General features: G+C 57.9%; 6 protein-coding genes. All 6 read right to left on the reverse strand.

Going from position 1 to position 11464, the window contains the following annotated elements:
* Window positions 1-40 precede the first annotated feature (40 nt).
* Window positions 41-2917 (reverse strand): type III restriction-modification system endonuclease, encoded by a 2877-nt coding sequence (locus NKH23_RS25715; protein WP_353035592.1) that lies wholly within the window; start codon window positions 2915-2917, stop codon window positions 41-43.
* 146 nt (window positions 2918-3063) lie between these two features.
* Window positions 3064-3600 carry a gamma-glutamylcyclotransferase family protein gene (locus NKH23_RS25720; RefSeq protein ID WP_353035594.1) on the reverse strand — a complete coding sequence of 179 codons (537 nt, stop codon included), beginning with the start codon at window positions 3598-3600 and terminating at the stop codon, window positions 3064-3066.
* Complete coding sequence (locus NKH23_RS25725) at window positions 3600-5513, reverse strand: site-specific DNA-methyltransferase (protein WP_353035596.1); 1914 nt, start codon at window positions 5511-5513, stop codon at window positions 3600-3602. The genes NKH23_RS25720 and NKH23_RS25725 overlap by 1 nt, the downstream gene beginning before the upstream one ends.
* Window positions 5497-7434: a GmrSD restriction endonuclease domain-containing protein gene (locus tag NKH23_RS25730; RefSeq protein WP_353035598.1), complete on the reverse strand. Its 1938-nt coding sequence runs from the start codon at window positions 7432-7434 to the stop codon at window positions 5497-5499. The genes NKH23_RS25725 and NKH23_RS25730 overlap by 17 nt, the downstream gene beginning before the upstream one ends.
* Window positions 7431-8216 carry a DUF4391 domain-containing protein gene (locus NKH23_RS25735; RefSeq protein ID WP_353035600.1) on the reverse strand — a complete coding sequence of 262 codons (786 nt, stop codon included), beginning with the start codon at window positions 8214-8216 and terminating at the stop codon, window positions 7431-7433. Before NKH23_RS25735 ends, NKH23_RS25730 begins: the two co-directional genes overlap by 4 nt.
* A complete protein-coding gene (locus tag NKH23_RS25740; RefSeq protein ID WP_353035602.1) occupies window positions 8213-11422 on the reverse strand; it encodes a helicase-related protein in 3210 nt (1069 codons plus the stop codon). Before NKH23_RS25740 ends, NKH23_RS25735 begins: the two co-directional genes overlap by 4 nt.
* Window positions 11423-11464: the final 42 nt, after the last annotated feature.

Genomic DNA, 11464 nt, shown 5'->3' on the forward strand with positions numbered 1-11464 from the left:
GGAGATCCTGGCTGCTCTTCCGCACCTCGCCATCGAATGATCAGACCTGCGCGAAAACGTCATCGATTTTGGTGGCCTTCACATATCGCGCCGGGTTCGCGTCCGTAGCCAGCGCCTTGAAATGTGCTGCGCCGCAGGCGATCTTGGCGGCCTCCGCGTCGCGCAGATCGTCGGTGAACAGGCTGTCCTTCGTCTCAACCACGAAGTAAAGGCGCTCCTCGCCGCTGACTTCTACCAGCACCGCCCAATCCGGATTGTAGGTGCCAAGCGGCGTTGGAATTTTGAACCACGCCGGAAGCTTGGCGTAGACCTTCACGGACTGGTTCTTCTCCAGCTCTTCCGCAAAGGTCCGCTCGACACCTGAGTCGTACACGACGTGCTCGACGACGGACTTCGTCGCGTCCTTCAGCATGCTGCGCAGGTAGCCCGTCAGTTCCTGCTGCTCGAACAGTTCCTGGGCGAAATAGACGCCGTCGCCGAACCGCTGGTATTTGATGCCGTCGACTAGGGCGAGGCGCTTGGTTCGATTGATGACCTCTCCGGCGATCTCAATAAACGCCTGCGGGTTTCGCTTGAAGTCGTTCAGGCGGCCACACTCCGTAAGGATCCGAACAAGGCTCTTGCGCGTGAGCTGGGTGCGATCCTGCAGGTCCGTCAGGATGTCCGGCAGGACGATGTCGCCTTCCTCGATGGTGACGAGGGTTCCGCTGTCCTTGGCCTGCTCCTTCGCCGCGACACCGCCTTGGCCGATCGAAAGATCTGCTTTCCTGATCAGGACACGCGCCTTCGAGATCGGCGGCCCGTTGGCAATTGCCTTGGCGCAGTCTGCGATCAGTTTCTCGTTATCGAAGTGAACGCGATAGGTGGTCTTGTGCTTGATGCGATCCCATAGCGCCTGGAACTCGGCGCTCTCCAAAACCGCTCGCCGCGTTTTCACCACGACTCGCTCGTCGGCATTCTTGATGTCTAGCTTACCAGCCACCTTCTTCAGAAGCTCGCGAACGGCAAGCAAATGGGCATCGAGGCCGTCCGGGAGGGTGAACGTGCCCTCCTTGAGAGCGACACGGAGCGTGTCCTGCACCTTGCCCTTCGCATCCACGAGTCCTTCAGTTCTCAGGTGCTCGAAAATCGCGGCCGATTCCTCGAAACCAAGCATTCTGGCCGAGCCGTCATCCTGCAGGACAGGAATCGTTGCGAACTGGTGTTTCTCGACGATGCCGAACTTAATGCCGGTGTCCCGTTCGATCTCCTTTTGCAGGTTCCCGGCGAAGTCCTCGTAGCTCTCCGTGGCGATGACGGTCAGCGTGTTGATCTCGAAACCACGCAGGCGCTCGCCCTGCTGATTGACGCAGAGCCTCAGGCCGCGGCCGATGGTCTGGCGCCGCTCCCGTTCAGTGCCAATCTCGCGCAGGGCGCAAATCTGGAAGACGTTGGGATTGTCCCAACCCTCCTTGAGCGCGGAGTGGGAGAAGATGAATTTCAGCTTCGTCTCGAATCCCAGAAGCTTCTCCTTGTCCTTCATGATTAGATTGTAGGCGCGCTCGGCGTTGTCGCGACCGACCTGATTGTTGTCGGCGGTGTCCGTCCAGCGGCGCGCCTTGTCGATCGAAAAATAGCCGTCGTGGACATCCTCGGCTTCGGAGGTCATGTCGACCTCCTTGAACAGGCTGCCGAACTCGGGAAGCTTCGCGGCGCGACGGTATTCCTCCTCGAATAAGCGGGCGTACTTGCCCTTCACCGGGTTCCCGTCTTCATCATAGGAGCGATAGTGCTCGACCGCGTCGATGAAGAAGAGGCTGAGCACCTTGATACCCAGGGGCGCGAGCCGCTTTTCCTTCTCCAGATGTTCATGGATGGTCCGGCGGATCATCAGGCGCTTTAAGCCGTCGGCGTCCACGTCGCCCGCGGCTTGGCCGGGCTGCAGGAAAGATTCGCTGCCGGGCAACTTCACCTCCAGGAGCTGACCGTCACGGGCAGCCCGGATTTCTCCAATTCTGCAATCGGCATAGATCGCGCGGCCTGTCAGCTCCTCAAGGGGATCCCCGTCCTGTACCCACTTCTCGGCACGCCGTACGGTGCGGCCATCCTGAACATCGAGTTCGACCTTCGCCTCGATCGTACCGGCCCTGCTGCGGCTTTCGATGAAACGGACATAGGCCTTGTTGTGCCCACCCTGAACCTCCAGCGAGGCCACCTCAATCTGCTTCACCAGCTTCCGCTCATACGCGTCCACCGCGTCCAGGCGGAACACCATGTGGTGCTTATCGACGTGGGTCGCCGAATACCGAAGCGTACACAAAGGATTCATTTCGCCGAGGGCGTTCTTGCCCGCGCCGGAGAGGCCTCCATCAACGCTTTGTGGCTCGTCCACGATCAAGATCGGCCGGGTCGCGCGGATCAGATCGATCGGCCGCTCGCCGCCAGTCTTCTCGCTGTCCTTGTAGAGATTGTTGACATCCTTCTTGTTAATGGCGCCAACGGTCACCACCATGATCTGTATGTTTGGGCTGGTGGCGAAATTTCGCACCTGACCGAGTTTCGCGGAATCATAGAGGAAGTAGTCGAAAGGCTGTCCCGAATAGAGCCCCTTGAAGTGCTCCTCAGTGATCTGCAGGGTCTTGTACACGCCTTCCTTGATGGCCACCGACGGAACGACGATAACGAATTTCGTGAAGCCATACCGCTTGTTCAGTTCGAAAATGGTCCGCAAGTAGACATAGGTCTTTCCAGTACCCGTCTCCATCTCGACGGTGAAATCGCCGGAGGTCAGCACCGATGAGGGCGCGAGGCCGTTGCGAAGCTGAATATCATTTAGGTTGGCGACGATCTCGTCGTCGAGCAGCGTCAGCCGATTGCCGATACCAAGCTCGCTCTCTACAAGCCCTAGTTCGCCTTGAGCGCCGAGAAAGCCGCCCAACTCGAGACTACCCTGCCCTGAGCGCTCCGCCATTGGACGTCGCGTGACTGTGAACTCCGTGCGGTTGATCTCCTGTCCACGAAACAGATCGGAGACGGATTCGATCGCCGCCTTCTGGTAGTCGAGGTCGGATTCGAAATGGAGCTTCATTGGCGGGCCTCGCTACCTGTCAGCAGCATGTTCCTGTCGTGACGGGTACGATCCGGATCTTGGGTGGCAACGACGGACTGAAGGATGTTGACGTAGGTTTCAGGCAGTCTGTGCTCTCGGGCACCAGCGAGCACAAAGGCATGGTACCAGGAGTATGGCTTCAGGTCCGGGTCTATGTCGGTAGCTACATAAGCAACGGCCGCTATCTCACCGCCTGCGGTATGGAGCTTCACTTCAGCCTCGTCATAGCCCGACCTGAGGCCTTCGGCTCGATCGAGATCAGCCTTCTCACTAACTGCGATCTCATAGAGAACGCCGAAAACAGATGCCCCAGCGCTTGTGGACTGAATCACGTCGCACTTGCTGGAACCGTCCTTTCTGCTTCGCTTGTGCCAACGAAGCTCGTATCCGCGAAGTTCGGCGACACCGAGCGGCCTCGCGGACGGACATCGCTCGCGAAGGCGGGCGGTCAGCATGTTGGAACCATATGCAAAGGCCGTGATGGTTTTTGTGCCCACACCGTCCATGGACATCACAGGCTTCTCACGTCGGTGATGCCGTTCTGATTCAGGATCGCCGCCATGTTGGTTTTGGCGATGTCATCGGCGAAGCCGGAATCCTTGAACACGACGCGCGTATCGACCGCTGGCGCCAAAACCTCGTACCATGCCACGATGCCGGAGCCGAGGGATTCGACCACATCCTTGTTGAGACCGTCGGCAAGGCAGACGATCAGCGCGCCACCGCCAACGGAATGGACCGTCTTTCCCGAAATTACCTTCATCTCGATCGGTACACAGAGATCGAGGCCGAGTTTGAGGAGGAGTTCGTAGAGCACATCGTGCTCGGATCGGCCCTGAGCGAGGTGCTCGGCGTTCGTGAGGAGGCTCTCCTCCATATCAGCAGGATTTGGTTCCCATGCACGGATGTTGGAAGAAGCGAGTTTGAAGACCCGAAACCCAAGATCAGCCTTCGTTTTGGGGGTCCGACTGCGGATCGATTTTCCTGCCCGGCGCAGCCGTTCTGAAGCTACACGGAATATGGTAGGGTAATCCTTTCTGGACAACGGTTCTGGAAACTGCACGAGAGTAAAGCGAAACGGCAGTTCACTTTCAACGCTTGCCTCAAGAGCGGCCTGTCCGAATGCACCAGAACCACAAAAGAAATCTAGAACCGTATCACCCCCGCTGGTGAATAGGTCAATCAAACGCCTCATTAGCTTAACTGGCTTAGGCGTATCAAACGGCGCGTCCCCGTCAAACAACGCCTTTAGCTCGAGGGTCGCTTCCTTATTATGGCCTGCAAAGTCATAGTCCCACCAAGTATTCGGAGTAATTCCCCGCTCACTCTCTTCCAAGAACGCCTTGAGCATCGGGCGAGCATCTCGGTTAACACCCCACCAAATTCTGCCGTCGTCAACCCACTTCTGAAATTGCTCACGATTGCACCGCCAGTATCGGTTAGGAGGCGGATCGAAGCTATTCCCGGTAGGGCCAATGATCGTAAAGAGACCTGCTGCATAGGGCTTGCTGGCCGATAAATCTTGCGCGCGCCAGACGCCACGCGGGTCGTTATCAGGGTTCTTGTACGCCTCGAGTTGTTCCGGCGTGCGAGTCCAAGAATTGATCTTTACATTCTCTCGGTTCTTGGCGTACACGACAACGAAATCATGCATATCAGATAACCATTTAGCAGTAACGTTGGAAACGTATCGCTTTTGCCAAACAATGTTCCCAAGACGATTTTCTTCACCAAATATTTCGTCACACAATTTGATGAGGTTAGATATTTCACCATCATCAATTGAGATTGCGATCACGCCGTCGTTTCGAAGGAGAGTCTTCGCCAGCTTCAAACGAGGGTACATCATATTGAGCCAGTCAGTGTGGAAGCGTCCAGACGCCTCAGATCGGGAGCTGACCTTTTGCCCCTCGTTATCTGTCTGGCCTGTGTATTTCAGATAATTCGCGATACTGTCACTGAAATCATCAGGATATACAAAATCATTCCCCGTATTATATGGTGGATCGATGTATATTAGTTTTACTTTACCTCCATAACTTTTCTGTATTATCTTGAGAACTTCGAGATTCTCCCCCTCGATCATCAAGTTCTGAGTTGTGTCCCAATCCACACTTTCCTCAGGACAGGGGAGCAAAGTACCGGTGGATGGGGTCAATGCAATCTGCCGCGCGCGGCGTTTGTCGTGCCAGTTCAGTCCATATTTCTCGTCCCGTTCATCGATCGCGCCGCCCAGGAGCTGCTTCAGCACCTCGAAGTCGATCTTTCCTTCCTCGAAGGCTTCCGGAAACAGCGCCTTAAGCGCGTCGACATTCTCCTCCACCACGTCGGTGCTCTTGGTCTCGGGATCGTTCAAAGCAAGTTTTAGCATCGGTACTTCCAAATCGTTCGCAGCCAGGAAGGAAGCGTCACGCCGCCAGTTCACCCAGCATTTCCTTGTTCACATAATCCTTGAAGACGGCGACGCTGGTGAAGCAGCGGAAGCCCGCCGCACTAGCCAGCGCGATGATGTCGTCGCTTTCATTCAACAGAACGGCGACGGGCTCCGAAAGCTCTTCCTGAAGCCCGTTCGGCCAAGCCAGATCGAACATCGCGATCTGGTCGCCCGTCTCAGCATTCGAATGGTCAAAAGCGATCACGCCTTCACCGAAGCCCTGGCTTGCGACCCACGCATTGAGTGCCTGAAGCTCCGCCTCCTCCTCGACGCTCGACACGTCACCGGCAACTTCGGCCACCGGCGCCGTCACCACACGCGCAGTTTCTCCTATCCAGCGGTCATCGCCATGCAGCAGTTCCGCGAACCGGCGGTTGGCTTCAGCCGCCAGGAGATCCTTCCGGGCATCGAGAAAGTCTGCGTAGCGCTCGATCTTCCACAATGACTCGTCCATGGGAATCCATTGGGAGGCGAGCGCTCCCGGATGCTTCTCTTCCACCTTCGGAAAATAGACCTCCGGAAGGGTGTCCCGGATGTTGAGATTGGTGTCTTTGGTCAGAAAACAGAAGTTGGCGATAGCGTTGACCTGCGACCGAGGGACTTTCCGGCCATAGAGCTGGGCCTTCGGGAAGATGTGATGCACCTCTAGCGCATTCATCTTCCCGAGGAGGTCGGATTTCAGTGCAATCCCCGTCCCCCAATCTTTGGCTGCTCCCATACGGGTCAGCATGTAGAGAATGGGATAGAACCGCGCCCCGAGGCTCCAGCCGGTGAAGTGGCCGGCCTCCACACGCATGCCGCCATGCCACAGCCGCAGCTGCTCCAAGAGCTTGTCGAGGCCGCCATCCGGACCTTCGAGCGCCTCCAGATCCTTGTCCAGAAAGGATTCCGTTGATCCGGAGTATCTGCCCCACATTCCTGCCTGCGCGAACCAGAACAGCAGCTTGTCCCGCTCGATCTCGTTCAGCGCCGCACCCTTCTGGTCGAGATAGCGGACAATCACCGGGACGGCAAAGCGGCCGAAGAAGACCCGGGCGTGGTCAAGACCGAGCCGGCCGGCAATGAGATTGAGACAGGTATCGATACGTCTTGTGGCGCGCTTCAGCCCGTCCTGGATATCGATGGCCGATTGGCTGTGCAGGTAGAGGAACTTCGCCTCGCCTGTAAGGACAGTGTTGATCGAACGCAGCAGCCAATCGAGGTTGAAATCATAGCCGGCGCCGTTCCAGGCCTTTAGCTTGCCCTTCATCTCGATCCGGGCTTCTGGCCATTCGGCGCAGATCTTGGCAAGAGCGAGGTCGCCCTTCGATAGCTTAGTGCCGCCGCTGTTCACCTTGTTGAAGATGTCAACGACAACGTCGAGCGTCTTGTCGGCGCCGGTGACCTCGTCGATGTGCAGCTCCTTGTCAAGGACTCCAAGCAGATTTAGGAGCCGCCCAAAATAGTCCGACGGGGGTGTTGGGCCCAAGGATTGGATCACTTTGCCGATCCCCGCGTTGCCGGATTTCATGAGATCGGAAACGTCGATCCACAACGGGTCGCCAGACATCTTCAGCGGCTGATAGAACTCGAACGTCTCGGTGGCTAGGTGGAAGTGAAGCCCCGTGAAGGCGCGGGCATTGCCGTCGAAGAACGCCGGCGGCTTGCCGCGGGCGACCCCGTAGAGGGACGTGATGCGCTGTTGCCCATCCAGCAAGAGTTTAACGATACCGGAGGCGAGCTTTCCATCGCCGCGATGATTGGCGGTCTGGGCTTCTGTTGCCCATACGAGCAATCCGCCGACGGGATGCTTTCGGTAGGGCGAGGTGAAAAGGCCGCGCACCTGCTCGGTGTTCCAGACGTACCCGCGCTGAAACTCGGGAAGCGCCATATGGCCGCTGTCGATATGGTCGAGAATGGTCGAGATTTTCATGCGTTGCCCCCCAGCATCGCTGTTTTTGCTTCATCCATCGCGCGTTCGATGGTCTTTATCTTTTGGTTCAGATCAACGCGCTGGCTGATCTGCTTCGCACGGGCAGCCTGTGACCGCAACTGCAAGCACGCGCGCTGGAGCCGTTCGTACTCGTCGATCGCGTCGCGGCGGCGCTCGATGGCCGTTTCGTCGTCGCTCACGGAAAAGGCGCCAGCCAGCCGAGCAGCGCTCAATGCTTCGATTCGGGCCAGCCACCCTTCGTAGAGCCTAAATAGATCGTGACGCGGCTGACGGGCAAGCGTTAAGCTTCCCATGAAGGCTCTCTCGCTCTCATCCAATCTGTCCGGGCGCAACGCTCCTACGGAAATCACGCGGTCGATCACCACCTTGTCGGCTTCGTTCTGGGCGTGGCGCTTGTGCCCGACCGAGACCGCGATGCCCGTCTCGTCCGATGTGATCAGCAGCACCGGGTAGGGAATCGCCCGATGGATCAGCTCGATCAGCCGCCTCGCCTTTGCCCCTGGCCGGAACACGCAGCCGACAACGGCAATCTCAAGATACTCGCGGACATCGTCCTTGAACGCCGGCACGCCGATCGTCGTCGGCTTGCACGCCGCGAACCACTGCAGTTCGTCGATGCCGTCTTGAATGGCACGCTTGTCGGCCGTCGTGGGCGCGCCCTGTTCAACCAACAGCTTCTTTGGAACGCGCGCATCGACACGCGCTTCGGGCGGAATACCGAGAGCATCGACGAACGCCGCAGTGTCGGTCTCCGCCGTCACGCTGCCAAGTCCCCAAGGTCCGGCAGAATGACCAAGAATGCGACGACTTCGAAATCATTGATGCCGGCGAACTCGCCTTTCATCGCGTGCGTCCCGCCTGAAGAAAACAGGCTGGCGACGGCGCGTTCTTCCTTCTTCCCGACCACCGAGGCGACAGCGCGGGCCAGCAGCCTCTGATAGGACTCCATATCGCGGCCGAAACGCGTTTCCTTGTCGAAACGGATGCAAGCCTCCGCATCAGGCAGATCCCGACCGATCGACAGCTTCTTCAACCTATCCAGAACCTGCTTGGCCTGTGTGTAGGGAAGCTGAACTTCCCCATTAGCCCCGACGTGCACGACGAAATGCGGGCTGAGCGGATATCCGGGTTCCGGAGACTTCAGCGCGGCGTCACCAACCGCACGAAGGCAGAAGATCGCACCGGGGGCGATTGCCGCTTCATCCACCTCCCTACTCGTCGTGACCGCATAGGTTCCTAGGGCAAGAGTCTCTAGCTGCTCCTTGTTCTCGCGCAGATAGCCCGATAGATCGATGCGGAAGTCATTGAGCGTGAGATCAGCGATCGAGACCCCACTGGAAAGGTCCTCCAGATCGATCACCGCGTCCTGCAGCTGCTGGAGTTGGGCGCGGCGATATTCCAAATCGTTCATCTGATTGCCCGCCTGGAACTCGATGACGTTCTCCTCGCCCGTCGCCGAGACATCTAAAAGAACCATTCGGCCGCTGACCCGGGATTCGAGATCGAGATACTCGTCCAACTCCATGTTGGGCCAGAAATTGACGAGTTGTATCTGCGAATTCGGGGACCCGATCCGGTCGATACGGCCGAACCGCTGGATAATCCGGACGGGATTCCAGTGAATGTCGTAATTGATCAGGAAGTCGCAGTCCTGCAGGTTCTGACCTTCGGAGATGCAATCGGTGGCGATCAGCAAGTCGACTTCACCCTCAGCGGCCATTTCTGTCGGTCGCTCCTTCGAGCGCGGCGAGAAAGCGCTGAGGATGCTGCTCATATCGCTCCGCAATCCGGACAATGTTGTCTTGTTAGCACCCGTGCCTGTCACGACCGCAGCGTTGAGGCCAAGCTCCTCTTTCGCCCACGGCGCGAGTTCCCGATACAGGTAGTCGGCGGTGTCGGCGAAGGCCGTGAACAGAAGGACCTTTCGGTTACCGCCATTGATCGGCGCACGGGCCTTGCCGGAAATCACCCGCTTCAAGTCGGCGAGCTTCGCATCGCGATCCGCGGTGACTGAGCGCGCGGCGGACAGCAGCGTTGCGAGTCGGTTTCGGTCTTCGACGAGATCCTGCCGCCACCGAACACGGTCCACGTCTTGGACCAGGACTTTGACCTTCCGTCCGATGAGTAAGGATTCGAATGCCGGATCATCGACATCAACATCCTCGATCATCATTTCTTCGACGGTCTCGGCATGGGCGTCGATCTTCGACAAGAGCGCTTCCACGTCGGCTAGCTGCCGTTTGATAGTCAAAGCAAATGACGCGACCGAGCTTTCCATTCGCTTCAGGATGTTCACCCGTAACAGGTGGATAAGGCTCTCCTCCCGGTCGACTTGCCTGAAGAAGCTCTCTCCGCCGCGAATCTTGGTGCTGTACTTCTCGTCATAGGCCGCTTGCTTGTGGGCAAGCACGTATCTCAGGGGCGCATATGCCGCGAGCGTCAGACGCCGAATCTCGTTGTTGATCTCCCGGATGGGGCGGAATTCGCCCGCAAGGTCCACGTCCGACTTGATGTTGGTCGGAGGGAGACGGTCCGGGAACTGGCCAGTTTCGGCCGTTCCATAGTAGCGTTGCACATGCTTGCGCGAACGAGCGATGGTCAGCATGTCGAGCAGCTTGAAATAGTCGAATCCCAACATGTCCATCAGGCGCGCCTGACGGCGCTCAGGTTCCGGAAGGTCGAGCCAGCGGTTGAACTGCGCTTGCGCCTTCCGAATGGTCGCCTCGATGCTCGGGATGCCGTTGTCGATCAGCGCCAGATCGTTGCCTTCCGTCATGAATGCGATCTGGTTCTTCAGGTCGGCAAGCCTGTTGTTGACGGGGGTCGCCGATAGCATCAGCACCTTGGTCTTTACGCCGGCCTTGATAATCCGCTTCATCAAATGGTCGTAACGGGTGTCGCGTTCCTTATGCGTCGCCTTGTTGCGGAAGTTGTGGGATTCGTCGATCACGACGAGATCGTAATTCCCCCAGTTCACATGAGAGAGATCGATGTCGCCGGAGAGGCCGCCGTCCCTCGACAGATCGGTGTGATTGAGAACGTCGTAATTGAGGCGGTCGGCCGCGAGCATATTGCGCCGATCGTTGGCCTTATAGAGAGTCCAGTTGTCCCGCAGCCGCTTCGGGCAGAGCACCAGAACACGGTCGTTGCGCAGCTCGTAGTATTTGATCACCGCAAGGGCTTCAAACGTCTTTCCTAGACCAACGCTGTCGGCGATGATGCAGCCGCCGATCCGCTCCAGCTTGTCGATGGCACCGATCGCGCCGTCTCGCTGAAATCGAAACAGCTTCTTCCAGACTACGGTGCTCCGAATACCGGTGGCGGATTTGATGATCCGCTCTTCATCCAGCTCGTCACCGAGGTCCTTGAAGAGCTGGAAGAGCATTTGAAAATAGATCAACGACGGCGGGCGTTGCGAGCTGGCATCCTCTAGCAACCGGACAAGACGCTCCTTGGCATCCGCCGCCGGTTTGATTGCCTCCCAGTTCGAATTGAACCACTCTGCAAAAGCCGAGGATTCATCCTCGGCTTCGGTTGCTTGGACCAGTGACATCCGGTCTGCAGGCGTCAGTCCGAATCCTTCTGTTGTGAACGCGCAGGTTCCCAGCAATGCTCGACGCGTGCCGGATGCCTCCACTATAATCAGGGACTGCGGAGGTGCTGAAGCCGCCTGTCGGACATCTGAATGCCTGCTGATCCAGTCTGCCAATCGACGGGCGAGCCAACGCCCGTCGAGCTTCGCGCGTGAGGCAATGTCCGCCGGACCATCGAAAATCGAGGATGGCAAGGTCGCGTCATTACCAAGAAGGAACCGGCAGCGACCCGATTTTTCAAGTCGATCCCGGAGTTCCGAAAAAGCATGCACGGAGATCCCGGGTGAAATCGCGTCTACCCTGGCACCGTGGGCGAGCCAGTCCTGGAGATAATCAACGACACGGTCGTCGCCTGCGTTCCGAATCAGCTTCATGCGCCCGCACCTGGATTTAGCAAGTTGAACTTATGATAATCA

It is taken from the genome of Mesorhizobium sp. M1328 (assembly GCF_040318075.1).
Taxonomy (GTDB): domain Bacteria; phylum Pseudomonadota; class Alphaproteobacteria; order Rhizobiales; family Rhizobiaceae; genus Mesorhizobium.